Source organism: Ilumatobacter nonamiensis YM16-303 (assembly GCF_000350145.1).
Taxonomy (GTDB): Bacteria; Actinomycetota; Acidimicrobiia; order Acidimicrobiales; family Ilumatobacteraceae; genus Ilumatobacter_A; species Ilumatobacter_A nonamiensis.
Genome location: NZ_BAOL01000065.1, coordinates 31211 through 49890, shown reverse-complemented (window position 1 = coordinate 49890; position 18680 = coordinate 31211). Strand labels below are relative to the sequence as shown.

Below are 18680 nucleotides of genomic sequence, written 5' to 3'. Positions count from 1 at the left end.
TCACGTACGTTGACACTCGTCCGGAACGCCGGTCGCTTTCACCCATCCACACTGCTCCAGGAGGAGACTTCATGACTCATATTCGAGTGAACCCGGCGTCGATGACGGCGTACGGCCAGCAGGCCACCGAGATCTTCGGCCAGATGCACAGTGAGCTGGAGAACTTGGTGTCGATGGCGGTCGAGGTGCAGTACTTCGGTCCGAACGCGGTCGATTTCAAGACCAAGTGCGGCCAACTCGCCCAGAACTTCGCGCAGAATCTCCACAAGGACATGGCGGCGATGGCCGAGGCGGTGCGGGTCTCGGTGTCGAACATCCAGGGTTCGCTCGGTGGGGCGACCGTTGCGATCCAGGTCGACGGCAAGGCGGTCGAGGCGCCGGCCGTTGCGTCGGTCGACTACGTGGACGTCGACACCGGCGCGTTGGAGGCTCTCGGTCCGGCCGTGGGCACCAAGTTCACGATGCTGGAGGGGCAGTTGGACGAGCATCTGTCACGGCTCACGTCGACCGACTGGGAAGGGAACGCGAAGCAGCAAGCCGTGTCGTCGGTGTCGAACTTCACCACGACGGCCAAGGGGCGTTGTGCCGAGGCGCGCGAGCAGTTGACGACCTACATCAATGACCAGGTCGAAGCTGTCACCGCGGCCGACAAGTAGACGAATCGCCGACGACGGACGAAGGGCTGATCGACGATGTCATGGGGCGGTGCAGGAGCGCTGCGGTTCGATTTCGACGGAGCGCTGCGCATCGCGCGGCGCCTGTGGACGACCGCTGACGCCGTCGAGGCGATGATGACCAGCAGGGTCACCGCGGCCGGAGAAGCCCTCGTCGACTGGACGGGAACGTTCGGGACCGAGTTCGTGACGCGCATCGAGGACGAGTCGGTGGGAGCGGGCGAGGTCGTGACGAGCCTGCGCGAAGGCGCGAATGCGTGGGCGTTCCAGTGGAAGTCGGCCATGGACGAACAGAACCGGCGCCTCCACGCCGCCGAGGAGCAGCGAGTGAAGAATGACCGAAACTGGATGGAACGCAACATCAACCCGTTGTTCGGTGGCAACGACGACCTTCCGCCGGCTCCCGCCGAAGTCGGACTCCCGACCGCTCCGGGCTTCGCACCGACCGGTTCTCTGGTGAGCTACTGATGTCCTCCACATCGGCCGACACCGACCGCCTGGCCGCTTTCGGTCCCGCGGTCGGGCCCACTCGCGCTGCGGCCGCCTCCGATCAGCCGTCGCTCGCCACCGATCACGCAGCGGTCGTCGCAGGGTGCGACAACCCGGTGTCGGTCGACGGCATCGCGAAGCTCGCCACGCTGGTCGAGGCGATGGCTGCGAACGAGAAGTTCGTCGCGGCCATCCACGATGCGTTGATCGCGGCCGACGTCAACGGCAACACACCGGTCTCCGACGACGTCATCGCTCTGGGGTTGGAGGCCGAGGGAGTGGGCACTCCGCCGCCCGTCATCGAGGTCGACCCGGTCACGTTGGTGGGGATCCCGCCCACGTCCGGGTACGTGGACGATCCGATCTGCGCGGCGAACGGCAACATGATCCATCAGGAGACCGATCTGGTCTTCCCGGCGATCGCCGGCGCTCTGAACATCGTGCGTACCTACAACTCGTTGACGTCGGATCGTCGCGGTGCGTTCGGACCGGGCTGGTCGTCGCTCCTCGACATGCGGGTTGACGCCGACGGCGCACGGGCCGACGTGACGCTGGGGGACGGGGCAGCGATCCCGTTCGTGCGCGAACACGGCGGATGGTCGTCGACCGGTCGCCGCGGTCTCGAACTCGTGCAGCACGACGACCCGAACGGCGACTCCAGCTGGATGCTGGTCACCGACCATGTGCGCAGATTTCACTTCGACGCCGCCGGCGCCCTGACGGGGTGGGATGTCGGGGTGGCCCGCGTGCAGGTGGAACGCACGAGGTCCGGGGTCATCACCGCCATGCGCGAGACGGTGACCGGCCGCACCGTCACGGTCGCCTGGGCGGACGGCATGGTCTCCTCGATCATCGCCGACGACGGTCGCCGTGTCGACTACACGCGCGACGACGAATCCCGCATCGTGCGTGCCGAATCACGTTCGGGCTGGATGCGCTACGAGTGGGACGGCGACCTGCTTCGGTCGGTCGTCGACCCCGACGGCGTCGCGATGTTCGTCAACGACTACGACGAGCAGCGGCGCGTCGAGCGTCAGGTCAGCCAGTTCGGGAGGGTCACGAGCTATCGCTATGACGCGTCCGGCTCCACGATCATCACCGGTGACGACGACGGGGTCCGGCAGGCGATGATTCACGATCGTCGTGGCAACCTGACGGCGGTGATCGACGTCGACGGCTCGGCGATGCGCTTCACCTATGACAGCCGGGACCGGATGACCAAGGTCGTCGAACGCGACGGTGCGACCTGGGCGTACGAGTTCGATGAACGTGACGACCTGGTGCGCCGAGTCGATCCTGATGGCGTGGTCCTCGAATGGGAGTGGGACGACCTCCACCGCGTCGTGGCCGAAACCGATCGAGCCGGTGCCGTGACGCGCATGGAGTTCGACACGGCCTTGCGCTCACCGAACCGCGTGGTCACCGCCGACGGTGCCCAGGTGTCCCAGATCCTCGATGATCGAGGGCTTCCGCTCGAGGTCACCGATGCCGACGGTGTCGTCACCCGCTTCGAATGGGACACAGACGGACAGCTCGCCGCGACGACCGACGCTCTCGGACACACGACGACCTTCGACTACGACGCGCACAGCCTGCTGGTCAAGTTGACCAAGCCGGCCGGCGTCGAGATGATCCTCGAGCGTGATGCGGCGGGCCGGGTCGCGCGCAAGGTCGCCGGCGATGCCGTGACCACACACGAGTACACGGCGGCCGGCCGGATGCGAGCCGGGTCCGAGCCCGGCGACATCGCATGGTCGGCGACGTTCGGGGCCCACGGGGCCATGTCCACCGTCACCGACGAGGCCGGCTCGAGCGTCGAGTTCGGTTACGACGAACTCGGCAACGTCACCGCGGTGACCGCGCCGGACGGAGCGACGTACTCGAACACCTACAGCCCCGTCGGCTTGCACGTGAGCTCGTCCGACCCGACCGGTGCCACGTCGGTGAAGGGCTACGACGTCCGTGGCCGGTTGACCGATTTCACGGACCCCGAAGGCAACACCTGGCATCGCGACTTCGACGTGCTGGGGCGCACGGTCGCGTCGACGTCGCCCGACGGCGGTGTGACCAGGTGGACCCACCACCCCAACGGTGAGGTCGCCACGGTCACGATTCCTGACGGTCGGACCTGGACGACCGAGATCGACCAGCTCGGGCGTCCTGTGGCCGTGGTGGACCCGGCCGGCGGGCGGGCGACGCTCGAGTACACGCCCGGGGGCCGCGTCGCGCGTCGCGTGAGCCCAGCGGGTCGGGTCGAGGAGTTCGACTACGACGAGGCGGGCCGGCTGGCGGTGATCGTCGGCATCGACGGGGTCCGACGGTTCTTCGACCGCGATCAGCGCGGCTATGTGAGCGAGGTCTCCGACGGTCGTCGCCGTCGCGGATTCGAGTGGGACGACGACTATCGCCTCGTGGGAGTGTCCACGGAAGATGGAACGACCTCGCTGCGACGTGACGCCGGCGGGCGGGTGGTCGAGGCGGTCGATCCGACCGGCGCGACCACGAGGTTCGGCTACGACGAGCGCGGCCTGCTGAGCGAGGCGACCGACCCGGCGGGACTCCTCAGCAGATACGCCTACGACGAACGGGGTCGGCTCTCCGCCCAGTCCATGCCGGGCGGACGTGCCACCTCGCTCGAGTACGGCGACGACGGGCGTCTCGAGCGTCTCACCGATCCCGCCGGCGTCGTGACCGACTGCGTACGCAACGCGAACGGGATGGTCACCGGGGTGCGTCACGGAGACGGGACGGGCTGGGACCGGGACCTCGACGGGTTCGGAGCCGAGACCGCGCGGCGGGCGCCCGACGGAACGGTGCTCGGGGAGTACTCCTACGACGCTGCCCATCGGCTGGTCTCGTCAGCGGTGCCCGGCACCGACCTGTTCACCGAGTTCCTGTGGGACGACAACGATCGGCTCGTGTCGACCACGACGCTCGACGGCGGAACCGAGATCGAGCGCGACGCCGACGGCTGGGTCGTCGCATCGACCAACCCCGAGGGACGTCGACTCGAGTACGAACGCGACGCGCTCGGCCGGGTCGTCAACGTGCAGTTCGACGGCGGCGATTCGGTCGCGGTGCCGACCAGCGGCGATCACGAAACCGATGTCGCGGGCCGGTTGACGATCGGCCGCGACGGTGCGCTCTACCGCTACGACGAGGCGGGCCGCCTCGTCGAGATCGCTCCCGACGGTGCCGCCTCGACGAGTTTCACCTACTCCGACGACGGCTTGGTGGCGACCGAGACGGGACCGGAGGGCACACGTCGGTTCGGTTACGACGCAGCGGGCAGGGTGGTGTCGGTCCGTCTCGACGGCGTCGGGGTCACCACGATCGCGTACGACCTTGCCGGCCGACGGTCACGCGAAGTCGCTCCCGACGGCGCCGTGACCGAGTACGTGTGGGACACGGCAGGTCGGCTGGCGGCCATCGACCGTGACGGTCCGTCATCGGGTCGCATCGAGGTCGTGTACGACGCCATCGGGCGTCCGGCCTTCGTCGACGGTGCGCCGATCGGCCACGACCCGGTCTCCGGACGAGTGGACCGCATCGGCGATGACCGGTTCGTGACCATCGGCGTGGAACGCCTCGACGTCTCCACCGGTGAGTGGTCGCGTTCCGACGGCTCACGTCCGTTCGGCGGTGTCCCGGTCGGACCGCTGTTCCTGCTCGGCGCTCGCGTGCTCGATCCGGCCACGCACCAGTTCCTGTCCATCGACCCGTTGTTGGCCGAGGCCGGTTCGAACGGGTCGGCCAGTGCCTACACCTATGCGTGGCACGACCCGATCAACCGGGTCGATCCGTCGGGTCTGCGCCCGATCAGCATCGAAGAAGCCGACGCGATGCGGACCCGCGAGGAGCAGGGCCGGATGGGTCAGTTCGTCGAGGCCATCAAGGACGACCCGTGGGGAACCGTGGCGATGGTCGGCGTCGCAGCCGTGGGAGTCGCCCTGATCGCGACCGGCGCCGGCGCAGTCGTCGGAGCCGGAATCCTGATCGGGGTGGGGTCGTCGATGGCGGTCGGCTATGCGACGGGGACGTTCTCGCCGACCGGCGCCGCGGTGTCCGGTGCCTTCGGTGCCCTTCCGGGCGGAGCGACGTTGGGCGGAGCGGTCGTCCTCGGAGCGGCCTCCGGCGTGGCCGAGACGGTCACGACGAGTGTCCTGACAGGAGACGGCATGCCGAGCGGCGGGCAACTGGCGCTCGGAGCCGTCACGGGCTCGGGCTCCGGAGCGCTGAACTTCGGTGTCGGACGACTGTTGACCCGAAGTGGAACGCCCGACCTCGATCACACCCCCACGCCGACGGTCGCCGAGACCCCGAGTGCCGTGGCGAGCTCCCGGCTGCCGCAAGACCTCGCAGTGAATCCCACCGCCCCGGAGCCCTTGCCGACGAACCGACCCATCGGGCAGAGTCCGACGCAGAACCAGCACCTGCAGGACCGGATCGGGCAGCTCCGAGCGGCGGGCGCCGATGACATCCGCGTGAATCAACAACAGGTGGACATCGACGGCGTGCGCGTCGGCATCAACCGGCCGGACCTCCAGTACACGCAGGGCGGCGTGCGGCGATACGAAGAGTTCGACACGGGTGCTTCTCGACGAGGCCCTGGTCACCAGGAGCGGATCGAGGCGAACGATCCCAACGGCACCGTCGAACTGTTCACCGTCGACTAAGCAATCGGAATGCAGACCCTCGCGTCCGAACGCTGGGCACCCACGACATCGTCGATCGGGTTTCTGGAGTTGCCACTCGATGAGGCGGTCGACGCGTTGGAGACGTGGCGTCGGTCGCTGTACCCGTCGGTCACGACGTCCCGACTCGTCGGCATCGAGAACGGCTTCGCTCGACTCGAGCCGCTGATGGGTGGTTGTCGGCCACGCGAGATGCTGACCTCGATGGGTCCTTCGTGGACGGCGTACTTCGACTGCGGCTTGCGGGGCACCGACGCCGTGAGCACGATCGGTCATCTCAGCAGCACGGTTCGTTGCCAGGGTGTGGCCGTCCGATGTGTGCCACACACGTCGGCCCACGGCGACCGTCCTGCGCGGCTCGGAGCGGTGCAGTTCGAGATGTTCGGACCGGTCCCGACCGACTTCCTGAACTACGTCCGGACGATCTCCGTGGCCCATACCGGTAGCCGCTGGCGATTCGACGCGAACGGCACCGTCCAGGCGTTCGAGGAGACCGACCGGTACTCGTCTCGGAAGATCCGCGATCGATTCACGTCCGAGATGCTCGAGGCGTATTGCGGAGCGCTGGGCATCCAGGTGTTCGACCTCGACGCCTACGGTCCCGACGTGGTGATGGTGGAGTCGGATGTCCCGCGTTCACCGACCGGTTCGATCCTGACCCGTGCCGAGACGCAGCAGTGGCTGGGGATCGAGCCGGGGAAGGCCGACTCGATGCCCGGCTGACCGAGTCAGGCCCGATCTGCGCTCAGCCTCGACCGCCGCTCTGTTCGAGCACCGATCGGAGGTGGTCGATCGCTTCGGCCGAGAGTCCGTTCAGCGGGATGACGAATGGTTCGGCTCGGCGCTGACCGTTCGATCCGTCGTGGATCCGGGATCGTTGCGCCTCGGTCAATGAACCCTCGGCGTGTCGTCGATCGTAGAAGTTGGGTGCTTCGACATCCGGGGTCCACAGCACCCAGGCTCGTTGTGCGGTCCCCATCCGGGCCCGCAGGGCAACATCGGTCACGAAGGCCACGGACTCGGTTCGGCACCGTCGGGTTCTCCCGATGATCGGTGTGGCGACGACGTGTTCGGAGCCGACCTCGAGTCGATGCCGGCGCGACCGGCTCCAGAACCACGCCGCGAAGGTGATCGCCGCCAGGCCCGCGGCAGCCGACAACGCCCGGCCGACGGGACTCGACATCGATGTGGCCGAGGCGATCACCAGGATCGAACCGAGGGGAACGAAGCAGATCGTGACCGCGAACCGTTGCAGCGCGGTGGAGTACCGGTACGTCGTCGACGTTTCACTCACCGGGTCGACCGTAGCGTCGGAGCCCGCCACACCCCGTCCCGGTTGTCCCGACCGGGGACTGGTCCCCAGTGAGGCACAGCGACTCGTCCGGCTACCGTCACGGCGGTGGAACTGATCCTGCGGGCACGCGCGACCGGTGGCGTTGTCGAGGACGTGATCGTCGATGTCGACCTCACCCATTCCGTCGCCGAACTGGCCCGGGCGCTCGCCGATGAGGTCGGAGTGCACGACCGTTCACCCGTGGTCAGCCTGCTGCGTACCGGGCGGTCGCTGGATCCGCAGTCGGCGGTGGGGGATTCGGGAATCGTGTCGGGTGACGAAGTCGTCGTGGGCTTCTCCCAGCATGTGCAGGCGGTTCCTCCGATTCCGGAGCAGGCGGTGAGTGCGGACGTGTTGGCCGGTCCCGATGCCGGTTCGAGCACCACGCTGCTCCCCGGATCGTTCGTCGCCGGCCGCAACGAGCAGGCCGACATCGTGCTCGGGGACCCGACGGTCTCGCGTTCGCACGTCGAGATCCACGTTGCCGACGACTGGTCGGTCACGGTCGCGCCGCTCCCCGACGTGGCCAACCCGGTCACCGTCAACGACGTCGAGATCGACGCTGCGACGATCGTGGAGGACCACGACGTCGTCGGCGTCGGCGGAACCCGCCTCGCGTTTCGTTCCTTCGTGCGTGCGGCGGGGGAGCGGACGGACCAACTCGGTCAGATCGAGTTCCAGCGGACGCCGTATCGACCGCCGGTGGTCCACGAGCGTGACGCACCTGACCTCGGTCCGATCCCGGAGCGCCGGGAAGGGCGTCGATTCCAGATCCTCACCGCGCTGGCTCCGCTCGCAGCCGGGCTCACGTTCTTCGCGTTCTCTCGGCAGCCGCAGTTCCTGATCATCACCCTGATGTCGCCGCTGGTGATGATCGCGAACGGCTTCGAGGACCGCCGATCCGGGAAGAAAAAGTTCAGTACCGAGTCGGCCGAGTTCGCCGAGCGGCTCGTCAAGTGGCGTGCCGAGATCGACGAGGTGCTCGAAGAGGAGCGCGTCGAACGTCTGCGGGCCGCACCGGATCTGGCCGACTTGGCACGTCGCGCCGAGTTGCGCACCGTCGACCTCTGGGCACGTGGACGAGATGCTCCCGACTTCCTGAAGTTGCGCGTCGGTCTCGGTTCCACGACGCCGCTGGTCACCCCCGAGATCGGCCGGGGAGGAGAGGACGAGTTGCGCGTCGCGGCGCGCGACGCGCTCGTCGGAGCCGACGTCATCCGGGATGTTCCCGTCACCAACGACCTCGTCGGACACGGCGTGTACGGGATCCACGGTCCGGCCGATCTCGTGACCGGGATCGCCTCGTCACTCGTCGTGCAGGCCGGATGTCTGCACAGCCCCGAGGACCTCACGATCGTCGCCGCGGTGCACGAGGACCGTCCGATGACCTCGTGGTTGAAGTGGCTGCCTCACGTGCGCGCCGTGACGTCTCCCATGGGCGGTGACCACATGGCGATCACCGAGGACGAGACGCACAGTCTCGTGGGCCGGTTGCTCGAGGTGGCCGAGTACCGGACCGCCGCAGGACATCACGATCAGGTCGATCGTCGCTGGCCATGGATCCTGGCGGTGATCGATGCCAACCTTCGTCCCGACCCGTCCGAGATCGCGCGCCTGCTCGACCTGTGCCCCGAGGCGGGGATCAGTGTGGTGTGGCTCGCCGACAGCGCAGCAGGGGTCCCCCGGCAGGCACACGAGGTGCTCGTGGCCGATCACGGCCCCAGCGCGTCGCTCGTCGGCACGGTGTGGTCCACCGATCCCGCGGTCGACGACCGGTCGATCGAGGTCGAACAGATCCGCCTCGACATCGCCGACCGCGTCGCTCGTGCGCTGGCGCCGATCCGTGACGCCTCCACAGCGTCCCTCGCGAGTTCCATCCCGCGGGTCGCCCCGCTGCTCGACGTCCTCGGTGTGGGGACACCGACGGCCGAGTGGGTCACCGAGAAGTGGTTGTCGGCGAGCGGATACGGCCTGTCGTTCCCGATCGGCATGGGAGCGTCCGGCCCGCTCGTGCTCGACCTCGTCGAGGACGGTCCGCACACTCTGATCGGTGGCACGTCAGGCGCCGGCAAGAGCGAGCTGATGCAGTCGATCGTCGCGTCGCTCGCGGTGAACCATTCTCCCCAGCGCCTGAACTTCCTGTTCGTCGACTACAAGGGTGGGGCCTCGTCGAACGTGTTCGGCGGCCTCCCGCACACGGTCGGCTACGTCACCAACCTGTCGGCCGAGCTGTCGATCCGTGCGCTCACGTCGCTGCGTGCCGAACTCAACCGTCGTATGGCGGTGATGGAGGGTCGCGCGAAAGACCTCGCCGAGATGCTCGAGGAGTATCCGGAGGACGCACCGCCGTCGCTGGTCATCGTGGTCGACGAGTTCGCGACGCTGGTCAAGGAAGTGCCCGAGTTCGTCGCCGGAGTGGTCGACATCGCGCAGCGGGGACGAAGCCTGGGGATCCACCTGATCCTGGCCACACAGCGCCCGTCCGGATCGGTGAACGAGAACATCCTCGCCAACACGAACCTGAGGATGTCGCTGCGGATGCTCGACCGGTCGGAATCGAACTCGGTGATCGACAGCCCTGACGCAGCCGACATCCCCGTCCCGCTCAAGGGTCGAGCGTATGCCCGTCTGGGACCCCGGCACCTCGCCGCCTTCCAGAGCGCGTTCTGCGGCGCTCCGCTGACCACCGAGGAGATCGAGACCCCGGTGCTCACGGCGCGCTTCGACCGGACCGACGATTCACCGAAGTCCGTCGGGGGTGGGAGCGCGTCGTCCGATCGCACCCATCTCGACGCGGTGCTCGACGCGGTGTCGGCGGCGTCGAACCGGCTTCGACTGCCCACCCCCCGCAAGCCGTGGCGTGATGTGCTTCCCGATCACCTGACGCTCGGCAACGTTCTCGACGACCCGCGAGCAGTCGGTGCTCGGGAGCACCCCGGCCGGATCATCGCGATGGGGATGGTCGACGCGCCCGAGCAGCAGGACCAGACGCCCGCACTGATCGATCTCGAGGCGGGCGGTGGATGGCTGATCTTCGGCTCCGGAGGCTCCGGGAAGACGACCGCCCTGCGCACCCTCGCGGTGTCGGCCGCAGCCTGTGCCCCGGCCGGACAGTTGGAGATCGTCGGCTTCGATTTCGCGTCTCGGGGGCTCGCCTCGATCCTGCCACTCCCACAGGTCGTCGGAGTGGCATCGGGTGACGACCTCGAAGCGGTGACGCGCCAGCTCGCCCGGCTCGGCGACGAACTCCAGCGTCGCCGCACGCTGCTCGCGACGGCACACGCCGAGGACCTCTCCGCGTACAACGAGGGGCACGAGCCGCTGCCGCGACTGCTCGTCCTCGTCGACGGCTTCGGCGGTTTCACAGGGATGTTCACCGGTTCGAACGCCGGCGGCAGCATCTCGATGGCGGTGCCGATGGAGGCATGGACGGACATGCTCAACGATCTCGTCGTCGACGGTCGCCAAGTCGGGGTGCACGTCGTGATCACGGCCGATCGGCGCAGCGCGGTGCCGACCCGCTTGCATTCAGCGGTCTCGAACCGCCTCGTACTGCGCCACGCCGACGAAGGTGGTTACACCGATCACGGGGTTCCCACCGCGAGAGCCAAGGGGCTCGACCTCGCGCCCGGCCGTGGGCTGTGGCAGGCCGACTCGATCGTGCAGATCGCCGCCGTGTCGCACGACCACAGCGCAAAGGCGCAGGGTGACATGATCAGCCGGTTCGGTCGTTCCCTGGGTCCGTCGGCACCGTCGTCCATCTCGAGTCGCGCGCTGCCCGACGAAGTTCGCGTCGCCGACCTCTGCGACGAGGAATCGGAACCGCCGCTCCGGTTTCCGCTCGGCGTGCACGACCTGAGCGGCACGACCGCGATCATCGACATGACCTGGTCGAATTTCCTCATCTCCGGAGCGCCACGCTCGGGCCGGTCCACGACGTTGACCACCTGCGCCGCCGGGCTCCGCGCGAACCATCACGTGTGGGCGGTCGGAGCCTCGTCGTCGGCCATCGACCGTGCGGATGTTCACGAGGAGGGTTTCGGGCGCGCCGAGGCGATCCTGCCGGTCCTGGATCGTCTGGCGAACCTGCTCGAGATGGGACCCACCGACGTACCCCAGGTGCTGCTTCTCGACGATCTCGACACCCTCGACGACGCGTCGCTCAACCCGGTGTGGGAGCGACTGGCGAAGTCCGATTCGCTGCGCATCATCGCATCGCTCGAGACCCGTTCCCTCGCCGGCTACACGACGAACCCGCTGCTCACCGCGCTCCGCCGGGCGCGGCGGATGCTCGTCCTGCAGCCCGACGACGCGACCGAAATCCTTCAGGCCACCGGTGTGAAGGCCCCGCTGCGGCCAGGCCAGCGAATGGTTCCAGGTCGCGGCATCCTGATCATCGACCGCATCCCGTCGGTGGTCCAGGTCGCGATCCCGGAGCGCGGGTGATCAATCGGGCCGCGGCGTGGAAGGATCCGGTGTGGGCTGGTCGAGGAGCGAGAGATCGTCGCGGTCCACGAGACCGGCGTGCAGGGTGTGTTCGACGAGTCGGAGTCGGCGATCGCGTGCGAGGAGGTCCTCCGTGCCGACGAGCCCGGACACGCCCGCTTTCGCGAACTTGGAGCAGAGCCAGTCGAGCTTGCGATTGAACTTGGTGATCGTCCAACCGAGCCGGGATGCGAGCTGACGGTTGGTGGCGAGTTCGCCGACCCCGTCGGCGTCGAGCCACGGCTCGCACAAGGCGATGAGGAGCAGTCGTTGGTCGTCGTTCAGTGGGAGCGACGTCGCGGTTCTCGTCGCCTCGTCGTCGGGCCCCGCCCAGTCCTGCGGCCGGGTCAGTTCGAACGACGGACGATCGTGCAGGATTTCGCAGCGCAGCGAGTACGAGCTCTCGCCCGCCTCGAAGCTCAGCGCGGTGGTCTCGTAGGCGAGCGGTGAGCGCGCGCCGGGAGCGACGATGCCGTACGACGAGCTGTTGGCGTCGTCGAGGCGGATGGCGATCGTGCTGCCCGTGTTGGCCACCCACCAGGCGCCGGAGACGTGTGCGAACACTCCGAGTGAGCGGTGCAGATACGGATTGTTCGCGTCGATCACCAGGTCACCGGAACGGCCGAACGTCAACTCGTCGCCGGGGAGGAGCGTCCCCTCGTTCCCGGCGAACTCGACGATCAGCTCGTTCCGATCGCCGTCAGCCATCGACGTCGACCTCCTCGTCGAGCGGTGCGGCCATGACGGTGACGATCGTGGGGCCTCCCAGGTACAACTGCGCACCGGCCGCGACCTCGTGAGGTACCCACGCGTCGAGGAGTTCTGGCTCTGCGTCGTTCCCGGACACGAGCGCCGTACCGCTGCGCGACCCGCAGTCCACCACGTTGATCGACCAGTCCTCGACGTCGATGCGCAGGTGCGTGCGCGAGACCGACGACTCATCGCTCATGCGAACGGAGGCGGCCGACCGGTCGGCACGAGCCGCGGCGAGATCGGGTCGGCGACCGAGAACCAGCTGGCGGTCGACGGAGTGCTGCGTTCCATCGGGGAGTCGGATGACGGCCAGGACCGGTTGACGGACGTTCGCCGCAGGCCGGGAGGAGTCGATCGGCGCCATGCAGCGACGACACGTCGAGCGTTGAGGCGGGTTCGGGTGACCCGACGTGCAATGAACGGCGAGGACGAAAGGTCGATCCGGATCGTCCGATCGAGACCGGGTTTGCGGCCGCCCGCCGGTCGAATCCGCTCGATCGGGACTGCGACCGCCGATCGGCGGTGCCAGCGTCACGTCATCCTGTACTGCGCCCGGTTGTTCCATCGCCGCGCGCAGTGCGGCGAAACCGTCCACGGCGGTTCTCGCGATGGGTGTGGTCGGATCAGCGTCGCCCGTCGTGTGGTCGACGGATGATGGCTGATCGACCGCCGAGACCCGTGGCTCGAGTTCCCGCTCAGCCGTGACGGACGGTGCGGGAGCGGATTCGGGTGTCGGCGTGCCCGCCGTCTGCGTCGGCATCGGCGCGGCAGCGTGGCGTCCGGCCACTTCGAGGGTGAACCCGCCGCCCGCGACGCATCCGAGGCGGAGGTCGGTCGCCGGATTCGGCGAGGCGCCGATCGAGATGGTCACCGTGGAATCGCCGACATCCAGTTGGCGCTCCACCCACGACGTCGACGCAGCCGCGGAGAGCATCGGAAGCGAGGGATGATCGGTGTGGATCTCGACGGCTCCGAATGCGATGACACGAAGCGGCACGCGCAGATCGACGGCTGCGAACGCAGGGACGTCGAACGACGCATCCGCTGCTGCCGCGGTGACCCGGGATGCCTCGCTGCCGGGTTCGGCCGCGGAGAAGGCTGCGACCAGATCGGGCTGTCCGGCCGCGCTCGCGGTCGCCACGAACAGCACGGCCGAAGCGGATCGGGCGACGATTCCGGTGCCGTCGGCGATGCGCAGCGGTCCGATGTCGAGCGGCCCAGGGTCACTCGTGCCGTCGGCGTCGCGTCCGCTCACGATGCGACTCATCGTGGGCCCGCCAACGAGAGGACGAGCGCGGTGCGGTCGTCTCGGCTCGAGTTCGTTCGGGCCCGCTCGACCATCGCGTCGGCGAGTGCTCGGCACTCGCGGATCTCGGAGAGAGCGATCCAGTCGGCGGCGCGCATCGATCGGTAGACGCCGTCGGTGCAGATCACGAAACGGTCGTCGGTTCGCCGGTCGACGAAACGCAGCGAGTGTTGCCGCCAGGTGTCGGCCTCTCCGAGGAACGACGTCAGCGCGCCGAGTCGACCGGCGGTCGCGTCGAGCTCGGCGGGGTCGACACCGGCAGCGCGGATCTCGTGGACGACACTGTGGTCTCGCGTCAACAGTTCGACCACGCCGGCACGGAGTCGATACACCCGGACGTCTCCGACGTGCGAGATGACCACCCCGTCGTCCCGACATTGGACGATGCCGATCGCTGCGCCCACCCGATCGTGTCCGGCGCGCGAGCCGGCAGCGGTCACCGCATCGTTGACGAGGCCCATCCGATGCGACCAGTCGAGCGGATGGACGACCTCGTCGCGGGTGAACACGTCGAGGCTCGCCTCGACGGCCGAGCGGGCCGCAATTGCGCCACCGGGGCGCCCTCCCATCCCGTCGGCCACGACGAACGTGCCGTACTGGTGGCCCCAGGCATCCTCGTTCTGCTCGCGGCGTCCGGCCTCGGAGGCCGCGTCCCAGCCGCCGACGCGCACTCGGCGCGACGGCTCAGCGTCTGTACCGAGGACCGATCGCAACAGGTCGGTCGGCAACGTCGCCTCGTCGGCCACCATCACGATCCGGACCCCTCGTCGGAAGCGTCGACCGCGGTCACCGAGTCGATCGGTTCCGAGTCCACCGGGCCCGAGTCGACGGTGTCCGGAACGGGGGCAGGATCGTCGGAATCGCCGCCGGGGCGCAGCAACCATGCCAGGCCGAGGACGGCAACGGCGATGATCGCCGCGATGGCGACCTTCGCCCAATCGGGTCCCGACTTCGACACGGAGTGCGGCTCGATCGTGTCCGTCTCTGCAACTCCGGAACGTGCACGGATCCGCTCGGTCGGTTGCCATCGCGTCGGCCCGGAGTCGACCGAGTCCGTCGCGGGAGCCGTGTGCGGCGGGCGAGACGGAACGGGTGCGACAGGTTCGGGTCGGGGCGGCGCAACGAAGGAAGGAGGTGTCGGGGTGGCGGGAGGTTGGACGAGGTCCACACCGCGAGGTGGTGTCGGAATGTCGTCGTGCTCGTCGTCGGCCGAGCGCGCAGCTCGGACCAGTGCGATCAGATCGTCATCGACTCCGACCGTCTGCTCCTCCTGCTTCTCCGTCTCCCGCCGGTCGTCGTCCTGCTCTGCGTCCTCGTTCGACGATTCGTCGGGCGCGGCGCTGTCACCCCGGTGCTGTTCGAGCACGGTGTCGAGCCAGGCCGGATCGACGTCGGTCGTCAGTTCGTCGTCCGATGGTGTTTCTGGTTCGCTCATCGCAGTGCCTCGATGTCGTCATCATGCACGCGAACGGCGTCGAACGCAGGATCGCGTCGGGTCAATGGTCGGGGATCGAGTCGCATCCGGACGCGCCGAGGCAGCGAATGATGGGACCGCAGCCCGTCGACGGCGGCGTCGCACGAAACCCACGCAGCGTCCGCCGCCGCAGGCGAGGGCGGCTCGGAATGGTACGCCGCACGGTCGACCCCGTTCGCGAGTTCCATGAGTTCGTGCCCCTCGGCTTCGTCGAATCGGGGGTCGGCTGCATAGTTGCGCGCGGCCTCCGCAGGCGTCGCCTGGCGATCGGATGACATCCCGGCCTCGACGCAGCGGTCGGACAGCTCCAGCCACGCTCCGGCGATGCGTGCCGCAGGTGCGGGGCCGGATCGTCGCCGTGTCCGGCGGCGCAGCTTCCATCCCACGATCACCAGTGCCGCCAGCAGCGCGAGAAGGAGCACCACCGACACTCCGACCGCGGCCCACTGTGCAGCGCCGAACCCGGCGTCGGTGGTCACCTCCTCGTCCTCTTCCTCTTCTTCCTCGTCCTCCTCCTCGACGACTTCCTCGTCCTCGTCCTGGGAATCGTTGATGATGTCGACGTCCGGTGGGACCTGGGGTGGCGGCGGGGGGTTGGGGGTGGCGACCTGATCGGCCGAAGCGACCGCGGTGTCGCTCTGGGGTTCGCGACTGCGAGGTGGGGTGACACTCACCGGCACCCAGCCGACTCCATCGACGCGCACGTCGATCCATGCGGTGGCGTCACCGGAGCGAACCGATGCGGTCCCACCCTCGTACCGATCCGGCTCCACCTCCCATCCGGTCGTGACCCGCACCGGGAGTTCGGCGATCCGGGCGATCAGCGCGGCGGCGGCCGCGTACTGCTCCTCGTATCCCACGATCTCGTCGGGGTCGGCGAGGAAGTCCGACACCCGGAAGTAGCTGTGTCCAGGCGACGTTCGGGTGGACTTGTCGTAGAACCCCTCCGAGCGGAACTTGTCGCGGATCGCAGCGATCTGGCCCCATCCGTGGTCGATTCCCTCGGTGATGTCGGCAGCGAGGTTCCGGATCTGCGGTGGAAGCACGTCGAGTTCGACTTCGGCGGCGGTGACATCGATCTCGGCCGGAAGCAGTGCATCGTCGTCCGCGGCCGGCGGAGCGAGCGCGGTCACCGTGTACACGGTCCCGGGGGGCAGGCCACCAGGAACGGCAACGGTGCCGGTCGCGACGTTCTCCCGCACCACCGGCTGGTCGGACGAAGCGGTGCCGTCGGCGCCGGGAACCTCGATCGACAGCTCCCGTCCGGCACCCGGCATCGGGACCCACGGACCGTCGAGATCGCGCACGGTCACGGTGGCGGTCACCTCGGGATCCGACGTTGGTTGGACCGGTGGTTCGGGCAGACGGGGCCCCACCGGGGCGAAGTCCTCGGGCGGAGCATCGGGATCGGCAACCGACCACACGACCCCGTCGAAACTCGTCATCGTCGCACGAGACCACCGGGTGACCGGCTGATCGGAGGTGACATCGAAGACGACGTTGTTCTCGTTCTCGGCGGCGAGGTCGGCCTTGAGCCCGGTCAACGGGCTCGGGACCGAGAGCGGATCCCACGGTGGAACGATCTCGTCACGCAGGTCGTAGCGCTCGTTCGCGTCCGCCGTCGGCAGGCGCGGTCCGATGATCGGCGCCGCAATCCCGATCGCGGCGAGCACCGCCGCGATGCGGAGTGCCCGTCGTCGGTCGAGCCGTGGAGCGATCATCACGAGCGACCCGACGATGAAGATCGCTCCGACCACGATCGCGATCTCACGATCGTCGTCGCTCAACAGCACGGTCAGCGCGAGCCCGAGGAGAGGTCCGAGCAGCGGGGATCCGGGGATCCGGTCCCAGCGGATGAGTACCGCGCCGACCAGCATCGAGAACCACGCGATGGCGAACGGGGGAACGCGTCGAGCCGGCGTCAACTCCGCGGGGACCACGGTGGTCACGAGATCCGCCCAACCCGCCGTGAGGCCGTCGAAGAAGTCGCCGATCGCCGACGGGGTGGGCAGACCTCCGGTTGCGACCACTCCGATCACCACGAATCCGAGGAGGGCGAGGAGCAACATCTCACCGGTGAGCAGGTGCCATCGACGTGCGGCGATGAGCGCCGCGAACGACGTGGCCGCGCCCGCCGCCGCGGTCGCGAGGTAGCTCCAATCGTCGTACACCGAGTGCAATCCGGCCGTCGCAGCGACGGACAGGATCGCGATCACGAGCGCATCCGCGACGAAGCGGGCGTCCACCGGATCACGACCCACCGACTCCGCGTGCTCGGTCACGCCTTCACTCCGTTCCAGGCTCGGCGGAAGTCGTCGAGATCTTTCGTCCGGAGCACCGTTGCGCCGGGCACGGCAGCGACCGGCGCCACGTCGTCTCGTTGCTCGCCTGCGAACACGACCAGTACGCGGGCCTTGGATCGCAAGTGGTTCACGACCGGCAACAGCTCGACCGCACTCCGTGAGCCGGTCACGATCATCACTGCGGACGTGGAGCGTTCGGCGCGCATGAGGGCGGCACCGGCTTCGACCAGTGTCGGGCCGTCCGTCGTGGTGTCGACCTCGGTCAGCGAGCGCAGGATGTCGTCACGCCCGGCGGGGTGGAGTCGACCGGCGATCCACTGCGACGACGTGCGCATCGACACGGGCCACCGTTGCATCATGCCCGACATCACCGCCGAGGTGGCGACCTCGACCGCGACCTCGAATCGGTCGTCGTGGTAGGCCCCGGCATCGTCGTCGAGCAGCACCGCGAGAACCGGTCGACGATTGTCGACGTAGTGGCGCACCATCAGCGTGCCGGCCCGCGCGGTCGACATCCAGTGAATGTGTCGGCGGTCGTCACCCGCGCGGTACGGCCGGAGCGCGTGGAACGCGACGTCGCCGGCCGGGGACGCGTCGCTGGTCGGTCCCTCGAGGTCCTTCGCGAATCCGGTCGGGAGCGGATCGACGATGGTCCACCGCGGATGGACCCACAACGTCGTCGCGGGTGCATGGCCGACGGCACGGCGCAGCAGGCGCAGGGGGTCCGTTCGCACGACCTCGGCCGGGCCGACGTTCACCCGTGCCCGCCGGTCGCTCGGGAGGTCGTAGAACGTCGTGTGTTCGGCACCCGGTGCCAGGCCCGGCACCGCAACGGGGAGCGGGACACCATCGATGAACTCCTCGACGACGATGCGTCGCGTCGGTCGCCTCCCGGGGTTCCGTGCCGAGAGCAGCGCACCGATCGGCTCGCCGGCCATCACCAGGGAAGGCTCGACGGTCCGTTCGATGCGGATCCGGAGGCGCCCGACGACGAACGCCGTGGCGATGAGCATCGCGATCAGGCAGCCGGCGGCCGTGACGGTGAACTCGATCCAGCCGAGCCACCAGCCGATCACGAACCCCACGACACCCAACGCGACCACGATCGCACCCGCTGGGGTCACCGCACCCAGCAGGTTCGGTCCGCGTGTCCGAGGGCGCGGCACGGT

The 18680-nt window shown here is 68.5% G+C and carries 12 protein-coding genes; 5 read left to right on the top strand and 7 right to left on the bottom strand.

Annotated features, from left to right (window positions below; translation table 11 throughout):
• Positions 1-71: 71 nt before the first annotated feature.
• From ON45_RS07760 to ON45_RS07745, 4 genes are read left to right on the top strand one after another with little or no spacing between them, the layout of a single operon-like run.
• Entirely contained in the window at positions 72-656 is a 585-nt protein-coding gene (locus ON45_RS07760; protein WP_148288572.1) for a hypothetical protein, read from the top strand.
• Positions 657-692: 36 nt separating this feature from the next.
• Entirely contained in the window at positions 693-1142 is a 450-nt protein-coding gene (locus ON45_RS07755) for a hypothetical protein (protein WP_040493077.1), read from the top strand.
• A complete protein-coding gene (locus ON45_RS07750; protein ID WP_040493076.1) occupies positions 1142-5839 on the top strand; it encodes a DUF6531 domain-containing protein in 4698 nt (1565 codons plus the stop codon). The genes ON45_RS07755 and ON45_RS07750 overlap by 1 nt, the downstream gene beginning before the upstream one ends.
• Before the next feature lie 9 nt (positions 5840-5848).
• Entirely contained in the window at positions 5849-6580 is a 732-nt protein-coding gene (locus ON45_RS07745) for a hypothetical protein (RefSeq protein WP_040493075.1), read from the top strand.
• Between the two features lie 22 nt (positions 6581-6602).
• On the opposite strand, the gene ON45_RS07740 is transcribed toward ON45_RS07745, so the two are convergent.
• On the bottom strand, positions 6603-7151 hold the full coding sequence (locus ON45_RS07740; protein WP_040493074.1) for a hypothetical protein: 549 nt from the start codon (positions 7149-7151) through the stop codon (positions 6603-6605).
• Between the two features lie 105 nt (positions 7152-7256).
• On the opposite strand from ON45_RS07740, the gene ON45_RS07735 reads away from it, so the two are divergent.
• A complete protein-coding gene (locus ON45_RS07735) occupies positions 7257-11636 on the top strand; it encodes a type VII secretion EssC family protein (protein WP_040493073.1) in 4380 nt (1459 codons plus the stop codon).
• On the opposite strand, the gene ON45_RS07730 is transcribed toward ON45_RS07735, so the two are convergent.
• The 6 genes from ON45_RS07730 to ON45_RS07705 are packed head-to-tail and all read right to left on the bottom strand — an operon-like array spanning position 11637 to position 18635.
• Positions 11637-12383 (bottom strand): FHA domain-containing protein, encoded by a 747-nt coding sequence (locus ON45_RS07730; RefSeq protein WP_040493072.1) that lies wholly within the window; start codon positions 12381-12383, stop codon positions 11637-11639.
• A complete protein-coding gene (locus ON45_RS07725) occupies positions 12376-13683 on the bottom strand; it encodes an FHA domain-containing protein (RefSeq protein ID WP_158412283.1) in 1308 nt (435 codons plus the stop codon). Before ON45_RS07725 ends, ON45_RS07730 begins: the two co-directional genes overlap by 8 nt.
• Positions 13684-13691: 8 nt before the next feature.
• Positions 13692-14483 (bottom strand): PP2C family protein-serine/threonine phosphatase, encoded by a 792-nt coding sequence (locus ON45_RS07720; RefSeq protein ID WP_040493070.1) that lies wholly within the window; start codon positions 14481-14483, stop codon positions 13692-13694.
• Positions 14483-15169: a hypothetical protein gene (locus ON45_RS23020; protein WP_040493069.1), complete on the bottom strand. Its 687-nt coding sequence runs from the start codon at positions 15167-15169 to the stop codon at positions 14483-14485. Before ON45_RS23020 ends, ON45_RS07720 begins: the two co-directional genes overlap by 1 nt.
• The gene (locus ON45_RS07710; RefSeq protein WP_040493068.1) at positions 15166-17490 is read right to left on the bottom strand and encodes a transglutaminase domain-containing protein; all 2325 of its coding nucleotides are present in this window, start codon (positions 17488-17490) and stop codon (positions 15166-15168) included. Before ON45_RS07710 ends, ON45_RS23020 begins: the two co-directional genes overlap by 4 nt.
• A complete protein-coding gene (locus ON45_RS07705) occupies positions 17487-18635 on the bottom strand; it encodes a DUF58 domain-containing protein (protein WP_148288571.1) in 1149 nt (382 codons plus the stop codon). Before ON45_RS07705 ends, ON45_RS07710 begins: the two co-directional genes overlap by 4 nt.
• Positions 18636-18680: the final 45 nt, after the last annotated feature.

Coding starts and splice junctions, on each gene's coding strand:
- ON45_RS07760 (WP_148288572.1), top strand. CDS start 72: ATGACTCATATTCGAGTGAACCCGGCGTCGATGACGGCGTACGGCCAG.
- ON45_RS07755 (WP_040493077.1), top strand. CDS start 693: ATGTCATGGGGCGGTGCAGGAGCGCTGCGGTTCGATTTCGACGGAGCG.
- ON45_RS07750 (WP_040493076.1), top strand. CDS start 1,142: ATGTCCTCCACATCGGCCGACACCGACCGCCTGGCCGCTTTCGGTCCC.
- ON45_RS07745 (WP_040493075.1), top strand. CDS start 5,849: ATGCAGACCCTCGCGTCCGAACGCTGGGCACCCACGACATCGTCGATC.
- ON45_RS07730 (WP_040493072.1), bottom strand. CDS start 12,383: ATGGCTGACGGCGATCGGAACGAGCTGATCGTCGAGTTCGCCGGGAAC.
- ON45_RS07720 (WP_040493070.1), bottom strand. CDS start 14,483: ATGGTGGCCGACGAGGCGACGTTGCCGACCGACCTGTTGCGATCGGTC.
- ON45_RS23020 (WP_040493069.1), bottom strand. CDS start 15,169: ATGAGCGAACCAGAAACACCATCGGACGACGAACTGACGACCGACGTC.